Consider the following 15,705-nt stretch of genomic DNA (forward strand, 5'->3'; position numbering starts at 1 on the left):
AACACAACCGGTGTCCCCTTGCGTTTAAAGGAGGCACCGGTTGTGTCGTGTTGAAACTAGATCATCTCATTTCGAGAGCGAAGCAAGACTCAGCTTTAGGATGTCCCGTAAATCGGAGACGATATAATCAGCTTCTGCCAGTTCTGCTTCATTCGAAAAATCAAAACGGCAGCCGATGGCCGGTAATTGATTCGTCCGTGCCGCCATAAAGTCAGAAATCCGGTCTCCGACGACCGTCGCTTGCGTCAACTGATGGTTTGACAAGATGTGCCGTACCAAATCACTTTTCTGTAACGACGCCACGTCTTCGATGCTGTAGACACCGTCTAACCAACGATCCAGTTCATAATACGTCACGATCGCAGCTAAATAGTTGTTCCAGCCGTTGCTTGCGATGTACAAAGGGTGGTCCGCTGCTTTTAAGGCACGGAGTGTCGCTTCGGCACCCGGATACAACGCACCATGCCCTTGTTTTATATGGGTGATCAACGCGCCTTGAAAGATTTGATCAACAAGTATCCGTTCGTCATCCGTATGCGTCGGCAACAGTGTCCGCCAGACTTCCGGCAACGGTACTCCCATGATCGATTGATATTTCGCAAGCGGAGTCTCTCCGCTCCAGCGTTCCTGCTCGCGCAAGAACGTGAACGCGTCGTCCAAGGCATGACCAAGAATACGATTCGTTTGAAATAATGTCCCATCCATATCAAATATGTACGCCTGTTTCATATTTCCAACCTCCTTGATGGTTCAGATCAGACTTCTCGTCAGTCAACTCAATCTGTTAAAAATTTTCTGCGGCCTGCTCACTCAGTCTTCTGAATACAGGGTAAAGACTAGGACAGGGATGTGCCATGTTTTTTTCGAAAGCGCAAGGAGATGAAACGTCATGATGGTGCTTATTGTGATCGCCTTAGCCGTCATCAGCATCGTTCTGTTCGTCCTCTATCATAACAACAACAAAATCGTCTAGCGGCACCCTTCCATCATCCCGTTGATTGTTTTGACACTCAACGGGATTTGCTTGCTCGAATCACGAATTGCTCAGTAAGGCATGGTGCGCATAAGCAAGCGTACCGGTCACAGAATCCGATGTCCGTATTTGTTCGCGCAACCGGTCGACCTCCCGCCATGCTTCATCATACTGTGCCCGGTTGATTTCCCCCGCTCTTAATGCCGCTTCCAGCTCATCCGCATCAAGGATCAAACACTCTCCCGACGGCAACAGCACAAGATCCAAAAACAAGTCATCCCAAAAAATCCCGTTCGCATCCCGTCCGTGACGAAAACAAATATCGACATACGTTTGAACGATTTTTCCGCGTTCATTAAACATCGTCGTGACGACATGCTTTTTTCCGCTCGGAAACTGTTGCAGCCAGGAATAGCCGTCGCCAACAAGCTGAACCGTCCGTTCTGAATACCGAACATGCAACGGGTGCGTCACTTGAATCATATCAAGCCGTGTTACATACCCGGTGAATGATTCCGTCTCCATGTACAGCTCCCGGTAATTTCGTTCAATCATCCGCTTCCACGACGAGCGCGCCGCGTATTTCCGTTTCAGCACCTTGAACCACCTCTTTTTTCATCATAGCATTTGGAAACAGATGGATTCTATTACATTTTGTAAAAAAATCCCTCTTTTTTTCTGGACGCCCTTCTTTTCATCACGGTACAATGACACACATAGACGGACTTACATTGGAGGCGTTATCATGTCATACTCACCCCGGATCGCACTCATTACCGGTGCGAGCCATCCCGATGATATCGGTACGGCGATTTGCCGGAAGCTCGCGGCTCAAGGAATGACAATTTGTTTTACATACTGGAAAGCCGATCCTTCCTGGATCAAGACGTTTCAAGCAGAGCTGGCGGCAAACGGTACCCAAAGCGAAGCGCTTGAAATCGACCTTTCGGCGCCCGATGCGGCAGAACGTGTTTTTGCCCATACGCGCTCAACAGTCGGCACACCGTCCGTCCTGATCAACAATGCCGCTCACTCGACGCAGACCGATCTGGCTTCCTTAGATATTGCAGCACTTGATGCCCACTACGCCGTCAACATCCGGAGCACGTTGCTGTTATCGGTCCTGTTTGCCCGCCAGTTCGAGCAAGCCGGTTTACAGAATGGTCGCATCGTCAACATGACGTCCGGACAGGATCTCGGTCCAATGCCGGATGAACTCGCTTATGCAGCGACGAAAGGGGCGATTTCAGCGTTTACGACTTCGTTTTCGCTCGCTGTCGCGCCGCTTGGGATTACCGTCAACGCGCTCAATCCCGGACCAACCGATTCGACGTGGATGACGGATGACGTCCGGACGCAGCTCCAACCGCAGTTTCCGTTCGGACGGATCGGTACACCGAGTGATGCCGCGCGGACCATTGCCTTCCTCGTCAGTGAAGACGCCGCCTGGATCACAGGACAGATCATTCATGCAGAGGGTGGATTCATCCGGTAATGGAGGAGCGACCGAACATGAGTGTTCGGCAATTTACCGATGTCCTGTCAACATATGCGATCCACCTCAATCCAGCCGAATGATTGAGACGTGATCACGAACAAGGATGGTGTTCCGTCCTGTGCAAATACTGGTTACATCAAAGCCAATCTTACAGATCTTAAAGGAGGTCTCTACATGGGGTATATCTCAGAATTACGCAAGACCATCGGGAGTCGTCCGATCATCAGCGTCGGTGCGACGGTCCTCGTGACGAACGATCAACGGGAAGTCTTATTCCAACACCGGTCCGATACACACGACTGGGGACTGCCGGGCGGATCGATGGAACTCGGCGAAACACTCGAAGAAGTCGCCATCCGTGAACTGCAGGAGGAGACTGGTCTACAGACGACTCAACTGGAACTGATCGGCGTCTTTTCCGGTCCCCGCTTTTACTTCCAGTATCCGAACGGGGATGAAACATACAGCGTCATTCATCTTTACCACGCAAAAGACGTCACGGGGACGCTTGCGATGCGCGACGGGGAAAGTCTGAATCTGAGCTACTTCAGCCAGACGACACTTCCCGAGACGATTGAGCGCCGGGCCAACGAGTTGCTTAAACAACTGGGAGACCGGTTATGGAATTTGGATAGTTCCTTCTCACCTCCGTCCCTGAAATGACCGCAAAACACATCAACCTAAAAAGACTTACAATCGGTCAGTGACCAGATGTAAGTCTTTTTTACGTCGTCTATTCCTTCAGAAAACGAACCTGGATACTTGCGGGAGCAAACAGCGATTGAATGTCCTCAAAATCGGTGATTTGTCCGATTCGTGTATATTCAGCCGCCGGTTCGACCGCTTCATAAAAAATCACTAAACAATTGTTTTGATACAGCAGTACTTCTCCAGCCTCAATCGTCTGAACCGATTGGGCATCCGTCGGAAATGCCTTGTCGAAATAATGGTACTTTTCATTTCGATGCAAGTCATCCATTTTAATCGTAAACGGGGCGTCCGCCATTAAGGCTGTAGTTGTTGCGTTGTCTTCCAGTTGTACTGAAGCGATTTGACCATTGATTTCGATGCGCATGGTTGCTCTCTCCTTGACCGTTTTGTCTGATTCGGTCGACACAGGCGCCGACGTACCGCACCCCGACAGTACAAGCGAGAGAATCATCATTATGACAATCACACGACGGTTCATTTCATCCCTCCGTCTCATCAACGTAACGGATGATTCGAGCCGGGGTACCGGCGACAATCGCCTTGTCCGGGACATCTTTCGTCACGGTCGCATTTGCTGCGACAATCGCGTGTTCGCCGATCGTCACCCCCGGTAGAATCGTCGCCCCCGCTCCAATCCAGGCATTTTGTTTCAAGTGAATCGGGGCAACGAGCAAACCACGCCGCTTTGCCGGACTGACCGGATGGTTGACGGTCAACAACTTGGCAAACGGACCAATCAACACATGATCATCAATTTGAATCGAACCGAGATCCGTCAGCATCACCCCACGGTTGATGAAGATGTCTTTTCCGAGCGAAATGTGTTGCCCGAAGTCCGTATAAAACGGGGGTAAGACGACAACACTTTCATCGACCGGCTGACCGATCAACTCGGCTAACGTGTCACGAAACGCCTTTGGTGACAACAGTTGCTGGTTCAACCGGTGGAGCAATCGTTCTCCGTCGCGTTGTACGGCATGAATCTGCTCGAACAGGGGATCGTCTGCCTCAATCAGTCGATTTTGAATCTGTTGAAGAAGTGATGATGATTCCATCGGCATCACACGTGTTGTTGCGTCGGGCGAATGATTAAGTTGCTGATCGAAACCCGGTCCGGTGTGTCGATCGCATACAATACGGCTTGTGCCACATCTTCGCTCGTCAGTCCCCATTCCTGTTGCGCTTGACGAAGCGATTCGCCGACAGCTTGATCCTTGATCGTCGTGTAGAGTTCCGTCTGCACGGCACCTGGTGAAATGATGGTTGATTTAATCTGGTTTTCCCGTTGTTCTTGCCGCAGACCTTCCATGATGGCCCGGACGGCAAACTTCGTCCCGCAATAGACGGCCGATTCCGGATAGACGACATGACCGGCGACTGAGTCCGTTGCAATGATATGACCGGCTTGTTGGTGTTCCATAATCGGTAACGCCGCGGCAATCCCGTTTAGTACCCCCATGACATTAATATCAAGCATCTGTTTCCAGTCCTCCCGGTGACCCGCGGCAAGTGGTGCGGTCGGCATGATGCCGGCATTGTTAAACAGAACATCAATCCGTCCAAATGCCGAATTCGCTTCCTGAATCACAGCTTCGACCTGATCAAACTGGGTGACGTCTGCCTGCTTGATCCGAATATCCGCTTGCGGATACGCGTCCCGGATGTCCTGTAATCGGTCGAGACGACGGGCTGCCAACATCAGTGTCGCTCCTCGTTCTGCTAATAAACGGGCCGTCGCTTCGCCAATCCCGCTGGATGCCCCCATGATGACGATGACTTTGTTTAGTGGTGTACTCATTGATGTTCCTCCTCGTATGTCTTGCTTGTGTACAACACTACAAGTATCCATTAGTCATGTCTAATGCTAATATTACATCACAAGACATAACTAAAACGCATAGGAGGATTCTCATGGAACTACAACAGTTACGGTATTTTTTAGCGGTCGTCGAAGAAAAAAACATTACCCGGGCCGCCCGCATTCTCCGGATCTCTCAACCGGCATTGTCCCGCCAACTGCAACGGTTGGAAGACGAGTTAAACGGTGTTTTATTTGACCGGACGCCGAGCGGTATCATCTTGACGGAGAACGGTTATTATTTAGCCGAACGGGCGCGCGAAATGGTTACTCTGGCGGATAAAATCGTCACCAATCTGACGACGGAAGAAACGTTGCACGGTGATCTCTACATCGGCGGCGGCGAGACGACCAGTATGTTAAGCGTTATCCGGGCATTTCATGAGATGCATCAGCAGCACCCTGAGGTCACCATCCGGATCCACAGCGGCAACGGTCAAGATATCCTCGATAAACTCGACAAAGGCATTCTCGATTTCGGTCTTGTAATTGAACCGTTTGACGTCAAGGAATATCATCATTTACAGCTTGCAACAGCCGACCGATGGGGTATCTTGACACGAAGAGACCATCCGCTGGGCCAACAAACGACGGTCGATGCAGCGGATTTACGGAATGCACCGTTGATCATCTCGGAACAAACCAAAGACCAGCAACAGTTTGCGGAAAAAACGGGACTCGATTTCAATGCAAGCCGCATCGTCGGAACTTATAACTTACTGTTTAATGCGTCACTTTTGGTCAAAGAAGGACTTGGTCACGCTTTATGCCTTGATCACATCATCAATACAACAGGCAGTGAACTGATTTTTGTGCCGCTCCTGCCGAACGTCACCTCAAACACGTTTTTGATTTGGAAAAAGGAAGCCGTCCTGTCACGTCCGGCAAAAAAATTATTGGAGTGGTTGAGACATTCGCAAAATGAGACAGCCCTTTAAATGAAACATCATCAAAAAAAACGATTTTCCGAACATTAGAACATTTACATTCGGAAAATCGCCTTGTATCGTATTCATTTATTGTTTGTATTCGTCCGTTCAACTATCTTGACTTCATACGGCTTAAGCGTCAGTTGACCGCTGATCTCCGTTTGTGTTAAAGACTCCAGCAAAGGCTCAAACAGTTTAATCGATTGCTCGACTTCCGAAAAGTTCATGATGAATCCGTAGTACACATCCTGTCCACGACGTACTTGAACCGAAACTTCAGCCGTATGCGACGTATCGAATAGCGCCTTGATGGTTAACCGATCCGTTATCATCGTATACAAGTCATGCTGAAATGCAGACTCGAGTCGTCCGCCGATATACCATGCCTCACCTTGTTTATATTGATTTTTTGTCACGGCCGGCGTATGACGATAAAAGTCATCGGTGTAGCTACCAACGATCTCTGCTTCCGCTACTTCCATGATCGTCGCATAATCCTGCAGTTCATAATGTTTGCCGTCAAACGCCACCCCGTTCCGATCATTCGGATAAAGGGTATCCGTTTCGAGTGGTGTCAGACCAAACAGTGTTTTCAGTTCATCCGGCCATCCGGCATACGTCAAATCGTGTTCGTCGACGAGACCCGTCATGTACGTCGTGACTAATGTCCCACCCTGTTCGACAAAACGCTGCAACCGCTCTAATGTCGTCGCACTAACCAAATACAGCATCGGAACGATCAGCAGTTTGTAAGCATCAAACGGCTGTTCCTTCGTGATGACATCGACGGGAATATCCTGCTCGTAAAAAAAGCGATAGTGCTCCTGGAGGGTTTGTGGATAGTCTTTCGTCCCGTTTGCAAACCCTTGAGCATCGTTTAATGCCCAGTTATTTTCCCAATCATAGACAATCGCCACTTCCGCCGGTCGCGTCGTACCGACCACAGCATCTAATTGTTCGAGGGTCCGTCCGACTTGGGCGACTTCCCGAAAGACCCGGTTATGCTCCGATCGGTCATGATCGACGACCGCCCCGTGGAACTTTTCTGATGATCCGCGGGATTTGCGCCACTGGAAATAAAGGACACTGTCGGAACCGTGGGCAATCATTTGCATCGAGGATAACAGATGCATGCCCGGACGTTTTGCTTTATTGACGGGATGCCAGTTGACGGCACTCGGTGTTGATTCCATCAAAAGGAACGGTTGCTGTTTTAAACTCCGGAACAAGTCGTTGATGAACCCGACCTTCATCGCTAAATTGGCCGTCGTCTCCCAATCATTGTGCCAAGTCGGATAGGCATCCCAACTGACGACATCGACGTGTTTGGCAAATTGACTGTAATCGAGAGCTTGAAAAGGAATCAAGTCCTCCGTATCCGCCATGAAATTGGTCGTAATCGGAAGTGCCGGCGTCAATTCACGTAAAGGTACGCTTTCCTGTTCAAAAAAGGAAATCGTTTGATCCGTCACAAAGCGTTTCCAGTCCAGATTCAAACCATGGACCATACTTTCACCAATCGGCGACGGCGATTCGATTTGCGACCAGTCATCAAATGTATGACTCCAGAAGGCACTCCACCACGAGGCATTCAACGCTTCAAGCGTCTCATACTTCACTTTCAGCCAATTCCGAAAGGCTTCCTGGCAAAGCGGACAATGACACTCGCCCCCGTACTCATTCGAGACATGCCACATCAAAAGCGCCGGGTGTGTCCCGTAACGTTCGGCCAACAAGCGGTTTATCTGCTCGGTTTTCCTGCGATAGACGGGCGACGTCAGACAGTGATTGTGACGCCCGCCGTGGAGCTGTTTGACACGCCTCTCATCGACACGCAGGACTTCCGGGTACGTTTGAGATAACCAGGCAGGACGCGCCCCGCTTGGTGTCGCCAATATGACCTGGCCTCCGTTCGCATGAATCTCGTCGATGATTTGATCGAGCCACTCGAACGTGAACTGATTTTCGATCGGTTCAAGCGCACTCCAAGCAAAGATGCCGATCGAGTACGTATTCGTGTGTGCGAGACGCATCAACCGTAAATCGTCCTGCAAGACATCCGGGACGTCGAGCCACTGATCCGGATTATAGTCCCCACCGTGCAACAAATGCCTGGCCTTTGATGTATAGATTCTTCGTCCCATTATATAACTCTCCCTTACTCACCAATTTAGCTGTTCTTTCTCTTTTACCCTTTTGTGCCTCCGGCTGTTAACCCGGATACAAAATGTTTTTGCAGCAGGACAAACAGAATAGCGACCGGTATGCTGATTAAAATCGCTCCGGCAGCAAACGTCGTATAGCTCGCTCCCATCGCTTCGTTGACGAGATTAAACAGACCAATCGGCAACGTATACGCTTCCTGCGTCCGTAAAATTGTCGAAGCCAGCACAAAATCACCGAGCGGTCCCGTAAATCCGTTCATCGCGACCACGGCAAGCATCGGACGACACAGTGGTAAAATAATTTGGATGAAAATCCGGGTATGACCGGCGCCGTCGAGTTTTGCACTTTCATCCAGATCAACCGGAATTGAATCCATATATCCTTTCATCAAGTATGTATTCATCGGAATTTGCCCGCCGATATATAATAGAATCAGTAGCCAGTGACTGTTCATCATGCCAAGTAGCTGGGCCAGTACGAACAGGGCAATCAAGGCAGAAAACTGCGGAATCATTTGCAACAGCAAGAACAACGTCAGGGCTTGCTGGCGTCCTTTGAAGCGAAACCTTGAAAAAGCATAGGCTGTAAAAGAAACGCTGACAACCGTTCCGAGCATCGTAAAGAGACTGATTTTCAAAGAGTTCATATACCAATGACCGTATTGCAGACTTTCTTTTCCGGCAAATAATTCCCGGTAATGATCAAGTGTTGGATTTTTTGGAATGATCGATGTGCTGACTAAACTGTTGCCCGGATTAAAGCTCGCACCAATCGTCCACAAGAGGGGATAGATGATGCAGGTCGCAACGAACAGCAGAATCAAATAGGTCAGCGTCAGACGAACCGTCCGCGTCATGTTACGTGTCGCCATCCCGGTCACGCTCCTTCCTTAAAGGCATTCGTTCGTCTAAACTGCCATAACGCAATCGCGATGACAAAAATCGAAAGCAGGATCGTCAAAGCAGCAGCTAACGCGTATTGACCGGACTGCATCGTCAATTTATATATCCAGGAGACGAGAATATCCGTTCCGCCGGCATTGGAACCCGGTACGGACGGTCCGCCCCCGTTAAAGAGATAGATGATGTTAAAGTTATTAAAATTGAATGTGAACTGGGTAATGATAATCGGCGACATCGCAATCAGTACCATCGGCATCGTAATATGTCGAAACTTCGCAAAAATCGAAGCGCCGTCAATCGTTGCTGCTTCGTATAAATCATCAGGAATCGATTGCAAAACACCTGTCGTCACTAAAAAGACATACGGGAATCCGAGCCATCCCTGCATGAACACAAGGGCAACCCGTGTCCACTTTTCATCTGTCAACCACGGGACCGGATCAAGACCGAATAGAGACAAAATGTCCAGATTGATGGCACCAAAGCTGTCATTAAAAAGTCCGGCAAAGACAAGGATCGTCACAAAACCGGGAACCGCCCACGGCAAAACGAAAATCGTCCGAATGACACGTTTGAACCGGACCTCTTTTTGATTGACGAGCACTGCTAAAAAAATACCAAGCGACACTTGTAACGTCGAGGCGACCAATGTCCAGACAATCGTCCAAGACAACACATCAAAGAACGTCGACCGCCAAATATCAACTGTGAAGATTTGAGCAAAGGTAGAAAATCCAACCCAATCCGCCAGTTTGGCAGGCGGGGAATGGTACAAATCATAATTCGTAAACGCCAAGGCGAAACTGAACAAAATAGGAAAAATCACGGCAAATATCAACAGAAACAACGAAGGTCCACTGACTAAATAGGGATAACCTTGATTCATTAAATTCCGATAATCCGACCACAAAGAATCCGGTCGGACGCCTTGGTCCCGCTTTTGCCCATTGCGGTAGGCGTCCCGTAAATTAAATACATAAAGACCGATCCCAAATAACAAAATGATGATCGCGATGATGCCTTGTGCCAACAAAAAAATCGAGTTGTCGCGGGGTACTTCTGTTCCGAGCGTCACGATTCCCCATAGTCCCATGTTGAGCAAATCGGCGAACGCTATCCAAAAGGCAATGCTGACCGCGAGCAAGAGTCCGCCTTTCATCCATTGCCGGTGATACAATTGGCCAAGTCCTGGAATGATCGATAACATCAATCCAATTTTCCGGTGTTGCACGTCCTTCACCTCTTTATTAGAATCTCTGACTGTCAGGCATTGTCGCATCAAACACGGTTATTTCGTTCCGTGTTTCGCCTTAATCTGACCGTCAATCGTCTTGACGGCTTGCTTCATCGCTGCTTCCGGTTCCGCTTTTCCGGTGGCAATCGTTTGAAGTGCGGCATCAACCGGCTTCCAGACTTCATTCATTTCGGGGACGTTCGGTGTTAACTCGGAAAATTTAGATTGTTCGGCTACTGCTTGTGCGGCTGGACTTTTTGTGACCGCAGGATCTTCTGCCAACGCACTGACGGCCGGAACTTCTTTTGTGATTTCAAAACGTTTTTTAGAGTTTTCCGCATTCGTCAAATAAAGCGCCAGTTTGCCCGCAAGCTCCGATTGTTTGGAATAGGCACTGACATTATAACTTTTGACGCCGATGAAAGAACTCATGTTTTTCCCGTTTTCAAGTTCCGGCAATTTTGTGATACCGAAATCAATGCCGGCTTTCGTAAACGGCTCGACATTCCAGGGACCGGAGATGATGGCTGCCGCTTTCCCTTCCGTAAACAAGGACTCGAGGACATTGATTCCCTGCTCACCGATGATGCCTGCCGGGAATAATTTTTCCTTGTAAAACTTTTGAATATACGTCGCACCTTCGATGGCTCCGGTATTCCCAAGCCCGACTTCTTTCGTCTGATACTTCCCTTGGCCATCCTGCTTAAAAATGTAGCCGCCATATCCGCTCAGGACACTTTGGGCATAATAAATTTGATCAAATAAAGCGAGAAATCCAAATGATTGCCCCGTTGCCGTTTTTTTGGATAAGGCATACCACTCTTCCAATGTTTTCGGTAACTTCTCTTCAGACACCAGTTTTTTGTTGTAGTATAAAACGGTTGTTTCCACTGCTTTTGGGACACCATAGAGTTTCCCATCCACTTTTTGCGAATCGAGCGCAACATCAGTATAAATGGCCTGGATCTCTTTCGGAACATCCATCTCCATGATGATTCCTTCTGTTACGGCAGTCCCAATCTGATCCCCTGGCATCGTCAATAAATCGGGACCCGTCCCCGCCGGACCATCTAATCGTAAGTCCTCGATTTGCTTGGCATACGGTTTTTCAACGATTTCCACATCAACGCCGTTGTCTTGTTCGAATTTTGAAACGATGTCTTTGATTCCTTCTCCTTTTTCAATGTCTTCCCAGACAATAAGCTTCGCTTCTTTACCCGATGTTTCATCCTTCTTCTCCTGCGACTCTTCCCCGGGACCACATGCCGCGAGCGAGACCGTTAATGCCAGACTACTCAGGACAGTCATGTATGTAATGGTTTTCTTCATCTTCTTACTCCTCCTATGAGTCATATTATGAAAAGAATAAAAACATTTTTGAAAGCGTTTTCTTATTCAAAATATAACACCACAAGAAAACGTTGTAAATAAATTTAGTAAAATATTTTACTAAATTTATTTACAACGTACTTTTACGCGTAATTAATTCAGCGCCGATGTAAACGGTTTTGACGACTTTCCGTTTCTTTAAAATTCGTTCCAGCAACAACTGAATCGCATTCTGACAGATTTCCTCCAAGTCAATGTGGAATGTTGTCAAAGGTGGTGATACATATTTCGAGATGCTTGTATCGTTGACACTTATCAGGCTGACACGTTTCGGAATTTCAATTTGCTGTTCATTCAAGACTTGTAAACAACCAACCGCGATTGGGTCTGCCGCGACATAAAAAGCTGTCGGCAACTCTTCCCCGAGCTGTTCAACCGCTTGATTCATCAAGTAATAACCGTTATCCACCGAAAAACCCTTCCGGCAAAAAATGAAGTCTTCACGCAACAACTGACGTTCTTCCATCGCTTGACGAAAAGCCCGTTCCCGTCCGTCCATCTCCTCTGCATCCGTATCAAGATTATGATACGTCCCGCCGATAAATCCGATTTTCTTATGCCCTTGTTCCACCAACACCTCGATTGCCTGGCGCGTGATTTGCGCAAGATCCGGACGAACAGAGTCGTAATATGCCGGATCCGGCGTAGAATCGATGAACACGCCGTGTGTTGTCAATTCTCTCAAATATTCCAGTTCACGATTCATGAAGGAACCAACAGCAATAAATCCGTCGATATCAAATGGAATTTTCTCAATTCCGCCTTCTAATTTATATGTCGTCAATTCAATATTGTTTTCGCGTGCTTTTTTCTCAATTTCAACCCGCATCGTTTGAAAATAGACGTCTTCGAGCTCTTCATTGTCAGTCAACCAGTACAAAAAAGCGATGTTTTTCACGAGCGTTTTTAATGTTTTTTTTCGATAACCGACCTCTTCTGCCACTTCAAAAATTCTAGTCCTCGTCTCTTCTCCCACCGATAAAGTTGGATCATTATTTAACACACGCGAAACCGTCGAAATCGAACATCCAACTTCTTTTGCAATATCCTTAATCGTTGCCATCATCCATCCACCTCTGATTTTGATTAATTTAAAGATAAAAAATTTTAGTAAAAAATAATTATTTTATGGTAAAATTCAATAAAACATTTTTACTTAATCTGTTGCCATTATTTTATTATACCGTTAAAACCCGGTTTATTTCATTCGAAAAGAGGAGGAAAGAAATTGAAGGTTGAAATTAATCAATTAACAGATCAGTCGACACAGTATCGTTTAAAGAATAGTCGAGGAATCGAAGTCGATATTTTAAGCAAAGGAGGACAAATCCAGCGTTTACTTGTGCCTGACCGAAATGGTCATCAAGAAGATATCCTCCTCGGAAATTTAAAATCGTCGTCTCTCGAAAATTCGCTTTTTAATGGGCTATCGGGTCATCTATATGACTTATCGGTATCCAGTATGCCTTGTGAAACAAACTTATCTTTGCATCTAATTCCATTTACAGGGGAAGCGTTTACGACGACACATCGAATAGGCGTTCGTCTGTGTACTACGATTTTCATAAACATTCACGTCATTCACATAGAAATCCTTTATATTCTGACCAATGATAATCAACTGATACTTCGGTATTTTGCTAAGACTAAGCAGCCGTTACGTCTCTCACTTTCAAATCTTATCTTCTTCAACTTAAGTGGAAATTTAAAAGAGAGTATCTCACAACACGATTTAAAATTTTCTAGTTCTTATTTCCTTAATCCAACCTACGCTCTTTTAAACGATTCGTGGTTCATGCGGACAAAGGGGACAGTCTTTGATTTTCAATTAGGACGCCGTTTGAAGCACCTATTTATTGATGAGACTACGCCAGCATCCCTTACAGATACGTATTTTTTGTTTTGTCAAAAACCAGTCATCGCCGTTCACGAAGCGTTAAGCGGTCGATGGATGACCATTGAATCATCTCAACCTGGATTTCTTTTGTCTACCGCCTGGATTCCGTCTATTGAAGCAGGTGAACAACGAACAAAATCCGTTTCTGGTGTGTGCTTTGATTCGAAGCCTTTTATCTTATCCTCACTCGTCAACCAACGATCTCCATATTCTCAACACACCACATATTCGTTTAGCACCACTTATTGAGTACTACGACAAGAAAAGGGGGCAGCAGATTTTAAATCTGCTGTCCCCGGTAATTTCATATGATTTTTTTCGAATCAGCTGTTTTATTTTCCCTTCCGCACAACACGTGTACCGGCAAATTCATCCTCCGGTAACACCGATCCGTCCTGCAGATAAATTTTGCGGTTTTTCCATGTTTTGATCGGGGCAATCGTTTCCCGGTAAGCAATCCGTTTCGCAATCTGTTTGACAGCGAGCGGTTGTCCGTTGTCACTGACGACTTGAATCTGAAACAGTCGTTGCCCGATGGTTTGCCGGCTTCCTGTCGCGAGTTGTGTCGTCTCGATAAGGAAATTGACGGCCGGTTCCGTAATCAGTGAATGAACCGCCTTATTTTTGACGCGTTTCAACACGGTTTCTTCGAGCACACCGGCAACCACTCCTTGTACGAGTAAATCAACGATGCCTGCCCCGATCCGGCGTTTTAATAATCCGTCCATCCTCAGTTCCCCCTTGGTTTAATAATCACTTCACTGTTCCATCTTTACCCTTTCGCCTTTGAATCAAAAAAACCTTCTTTGACACGGTAGGTTCCTGTCAAAAAAGGTCTCGTCATCATGAAAACACCAGGACGATGCCGCTCAAACCGAACAGACACACACCATACAAGACAGCGGCGATTCGTTTACTTGCAGCCGGGATTTCTTTACTCACAAACAGGCGTCCGTATTTGAAGGTCAAGATGACGCCCACGATGAGAACTGCAAGGGTGAGATTCGACATTTCCAAAACAGACAAATAAATCGGCAACATCCGTCTCATCCTTTCCTGTTTTACTTCTCTTAGTTATGTATATTCCTTGTCTGCCCAGCCACGCGGTGTTCCTAGAGGCAACAAACAAATCCTCTCTCATTCCGTTGTACCGTGGATTTTATCCGTCTTTGCTCATTCAACTTTAAGCTTTGATCATTTGATCGTTGACCATTGTTCGTTATCCGTTGAGCTGTCAGCGTTGAACTTTCACTTGAGGTTCCATTCAGAACCGATGTGAGGTGCATCGCACCGACGTTTTGTTATCGCACAAAACAAGCGTGTTTGGTCGCAGGATCATCGGACAAACAAGGAATTTTTTCATCAGGCGAAGATTTTCGTGACCGTATTACTTTCCGACAGCGTGAAATCGACTTCCGCCTCAAAGGTGTCAATCGTCTCGTCGAGCTCAGCGATCACTTGACGTAACTGTGACGGATCAATCAAGTTTGGTTCCAAGCGTTCAAGGAACAAACGCCGTGACTTTTCGATTTCCTCGGCATTGCCCTTCTCGCGTGAACCATACGTCGCCTCGATATGGCTGTCAGCCCGACGCGTGATATCCTGACGTTCTTCTTCTATCGTCTGCTCGACCTGCCGGAGTTGCGTCTGTAATGTCTGCAACAATTGACGGTCATAGACCAGACCGGCATCCCGTCGGTCGATGGCTTCGGCGACGGTCATCTCGCGCCCGGCAATCCGGACGACCGTTACAGCGTTCGACGCCGTGATGGCCGACTTGATCCGGTTCCGTCGTTCCATCAAGTCCCGAATCGATTGGAGATTGGCTTTGGCTTCTTCGGCAAACGTCACGACCGACGGATAACCTGCCGGAGCCTGACTGCCGGTATGAACACCGATGAACGGTTTGGTCTGTGCTTTTTGAATCCGTTTATCTAAATTTTTTAATTCCACTAATCCACGATGAATCGACATTTCAATGCGTTCGATGTCTGCCACGTCCTCTTCTTGTTCAGTCTTTTGTCTAGAATAGCATATCCTGATCGGTAAACAGGTTACTTCCCAAAAGTTCACACCTTACAAAATTGTCATATTTTTATTCTGAAAAGGATTTTTTACCAAAATTAGGCGATAATACACCCACTTTTA

General features: G+C 47.3%; 17 protein-coding genes. 4 read left to right on the top strand and 13 right to left on the bottom strand.

The genetic code is table 11. The features are described from left to right. Positions 1-66: 66 nt before the first annotated feature. Positions 67-729, bottom strand: coding sequence for an HAD hydrolase-like protein (locus tag D3D03_RS05340; protein WP_119923048.1), 663 nt, complete (start codon positions 727-729; stop codon positions 67-69). Positions 730-1,033: 304 nt separating this feature from the next. Further along, positions 1,034-1,570, bottom strand: a complete 537-nt coding sequence (locus D3D03_RS05345; protein ID WP_233550651.1) for a ribonuclease FAU-1 family protein — start codon at positions 1,568-1,570, stop codon at positions 1,034-1,036. Between the two features lie 148 nt (positions 1,571-1,718). Between D3D03_RS05345 and D3D03_RS05350 the strand changes: the two genes are divergently transcribed. Continuing rightward, positions 1,719-2,468 carry an SDR family oxidoreductase gene (locus D3D03_RS05350; protein WP_119923049.1) on the top strand — a complete coding sequence of 250 codons (750 nt, stop codon included), beginning with the start codon at positions 1,719-1,721 and terminating at the stop codon, positions 2,466-2,468. Positions 2,469-2,645: 177 nt separating this feature from the next. After that, positions 2,646-3,134: an NUDIX hydrolase gene (locus D3D03_RS05355; protein WP_119923050.1), complete on the top strand. Its 489-nt coding sequence runs from the start codon at positions 2,646-2,648 to the stop codon at positions 3,132-3,134. 70 nt (positions 3,135-3,204) lie between these two features. On the opposite strand, the gene D3D03_RS05360 is transcribed toward D3D03_RS05355, so the two are convergent. The 3 genes from D3D03_RS05360 to D3D03_RS05370 all read right to left on the bottom strand — a co-directional run bounded on the left by D3D03_RS05360 (position 3,205) and on the right by D3D03_RS05370 (position 4,980). Beyond that, positions 3,205-3,546: a cyclophilin-like fold protein gene (locus tag D3D03_RS05360; RefSeq protein WP_233550652.1), complete on the bottom strand. Its 342-nt coding sequence runs from the start codon at positions 3,544-3,546 to the stop codon at positions 3,205-3,207. 115 nt (positions 3,547-3,661) lie between these two features. Next, entirely contained in the window at positions 3,662-4,237 is a 576-nt protein-coding gene (locus D3D03_RS05365) for a DapH/DapD/GlmU-related protein (protein ID WP_199699996.1), read from the bottom strand. A 5-nt stretch (positions 4,238-4,242) separates the two neighbouring features. Further along, positions 4,243-4,980 carry an SDR family oxidoreductase gene (locus tag D3D03_RS05370; RefSeq protein ID WP_119923053.1) on the bottom strand — a complete coding sequence of 246 codons (738 nt, stop codon included), beginning with the start codon at positions 4,978-4,980 and terminating at the stop codon, positions 4,243-4,245. A gap of 113 nt (positions 4,981-5,093) precedes the next feature. On the opposite strand from D3D03_RS05370, the gene D3D03_RS05375 reads away from it, so the two are divergent. Next, positions 5,094-5,978: a LysR family transcriptional regulator gene (locus D3D03_RS05375; RefSeq protein ID WP_158583689.1), complete on the top strand. Its 885-nt coding sequence runs from the start codon at positions 5,094-5,096 to the stop codon at positions 5,976-5,978. 74 nt (positions 5,979-6,052) lie between these two features. On the opposite strand, the gene D3D03_RS05380 is transcribed toward D3D03_RS05375, so the two are convergent. From D3D03_RS05380 to D3D03_RS05400, 5 genes are all read right to left on the bottom strand, one after another. Further along, positions 6,053-8,113 (bottom strand): beta-galactosidase, encoded by a 2,061-nt coding sequence (locus D3D03_RS05380; RefSeq protein ID WP_119923055.1) that lies wholly within the window; start codon positions 8,111-8,113, stop codon positions 6,053-6,055. 44 nt (positions 8,114-8,157) lie between these two features. Beyond that, positions 8,158-9,006 carry a galactooligosaccharide ABC transporter permease GanQ gene (gene ganQ, locus D3D03_RS05385; RefSeq protein WP_119923056.1) on the bottom strand — a complete coding sequence of 283 codons (849 nt, stop codon included), beginning with the start codon at positions 9,004-9,006 and terminating at the stop codon, positions 8,158-8,160. Between the two features lie 5 nt (positions 9,007-9,011). After that, positions 9,012-10,268 carry a carbohydrate ABC transporter permease gene (gene ganP, locus D3D03_RS05390; RefSeq protein WP_119923057.1) on the bottom strand — a complete coding sequence of 419 codons (1,257 nt, stop codon included), beginning with the start codon at positions 10,266-10,268 and terminating at the stop codon, positions 9,012-9,014. Between the two features lie 57 nt (positions 10,269-10,325). Then, a complete protein-coding gene (gene ganS / locus D3D03_RS05395) occupies positions 10,326-11,600 on the bottom strand; it encodes a galactooligosaccharide ABC transporter substrate-binding protein GanS (protein ID WP_119923058.1) in 1,275 nt (424 codons plus the stop codon). Positions 11,601-11,730: 130 nt separating this feature from the next. After that, positions 11,731-12,723 carry a LacI family DNA-binding transcriptional regulator gene (locus D3D03_RS05400; RefSeq protein ID WP_119923059.1) on the bottom strand — a complete coding sequence of 331 codons (993 nt, stop codon included), beginning with the start codon at positions 12,721-12,723 and terminating at the stop codon, positions 11,731-11,733. A gap of 165 nt (positions 12,724-12,888) precedes the next feature. Here D3D03_RS05400 and D3D03_RS05405 point away from each other — a divergent pair, with 165 nt between their 5' ends. Beyond that, positions 12,889-13,806 (top strand): aldose epimerase family protein, encoded by a 918-nt coding sequence (locus D3D03_RS05405; RefSeq protein WP_119923060.1) that lies wholly within the window; start codon positions 12,889-12,891, stop codon positions 13,804-13,806. An 83-nt stretch (positions 13,807-13,889) separates the two neighbouring features. On the opposite strand, the gene D3D03_RS05410 is transcribed toward D3D03_RS05405, so the two are convergent. The 3 genes from D3D03_RS05410 to D3D03_RS05420 form a co-directional block, all read right to left on the bottom strand. Then, the gene (locus D3D03_RS05410) at positions 13,890-14,285 is read right to left on the bottom strand and encodes an RDD family protein (RefSeq protein WP_026832824.1); all 396 of its coding nucleotides are present in this window, start codon (positions 14,283-14,285) and stop codon (positions 13,890-13,892) included. 115 nt (positions 14,286-14,400) lie between these two features. Continuing rightward, the gene (locus tag D3D03_RS05415) at positions 14,401-14,598 is read right to left on the bottom strand and encodes a hypothetical protein (protein WP_119923061.1); all 198 of its coding nucleotides are present in this window, start codon (positions 14,596-14,598) and stop codon (positions 14,401-14,403) included. A 321-nt stretch (positions 14,599-14,919) separates the two neighbouring features. Continuing rightward, positions 14,920-15,555, bottom strand: coding sequence for a hypothetical protein (locus D3D03_RS05420; protein WP_233550653.1), 636 nt, complete (start codon positions 15,553-15,555; stop codon positions 14,920-14,922). Positions 15,556-15,705 lie beyond the last annotated feature (150 nt).

Source organism: Exiguobacterium sp. RIT452 (assembly GCF_003598705.1).
GTDB lineage: Bacteria > Bacillota > Bacilli > Exiguobacteriales > Exiguobacteriaceae > Exiguobacterium_A > Exiguobacterium_A undae.

Bases quoted from the DNA above. Each gene is read 5' to 3' on its own strand.
- D3D03_RS05410 (WP_026832824.1), bottom strand. From the start codon at position 14,285: ATGGACGGATTATTAAAACGCCGGATCGGGGCAGGCATCGTTGATTTA.
- D3D03_RS05375 (WP_158583689.1), top strand. From the start codon at position 5,094: ATGGAACTACAACAGTTACGGTATTTTTTAGCGGTCGTCGAAGAAAAA.
- D3D03_RS05370 (WP_119923053.1), bottom strand. From the start codon at position 4,980: ATGAGTACACCACTAAACAAAGTCATCGTCATCATGGGGGCATCCAGC.
- D3D03_RS05400 (WP_119923059.1), bottom strand. From the start codon at position 12,723: ATGGCAACGATTAAGGATATTGCAAAAGAAGTTGGATGTTCGATTTCG.
- ganQ (WP_119923056.1), bottom strand. From the start codon at position 9,006: ATGGCGACACGTAACATGACGCGGACGGTTCGTCTGACGCTGACCTAT.
- ganS (WP_119923058.1), bottom strand. From the start codon at position 11,600: ATGAAGAAAACCATTACATACATGACTGTCCTGAGTAGTCTGGCATTA.
- D3D03_RS05355 (WP_119923050.1), top strand. From the start codon at position 2,646: ATGGGGTATATCTCAGAATTACGCAAGACCATCGGGAGTCGTCCGATC.
- D3D03_RS05380 (WP_119923055.1), bottom strand. From the start codon at position 8,113: ATGGGACGAAGAATCTATACATCAAAGGCCAGGCATTTGTTGCACGGT.
- D3D03_RS05350 (WP_119923049.1), top strand. From the start codon at position 1,719: ATGTCATACTCACCCCGGATCGCACTCATTACCGGTGCGAGCCATCCC.
- D3D03_RS05365 (WP_199699996.1), bottom strand. From the start codon at position 4,237: ATGGAATCATCATCACTTCTTCAACAGATTCAAAATCGACTGATTGAG.
- D3D03_RS05340 (WP_119923048.1), bottom strand. From the start codon at position 729: ATGAAACAGGCGTACATATTTGATATGGATGGGACATTATTTCAAACG.
- D3D03_RS05360 (WP_233550652.1), bottom strand. From the start codon at position 3,546: ATGCGCATCGAAATCAATGGTCAAATCGCTTCAGTACAACTGGAAGAC.
- D3D03_RS05415 (WP_119923061.1), bottom strand. From the start codon at position 14,598: ATGTTGCCGATTTATTTGTCTGTTTTGGAAATGTCGAATCTCACCCTT.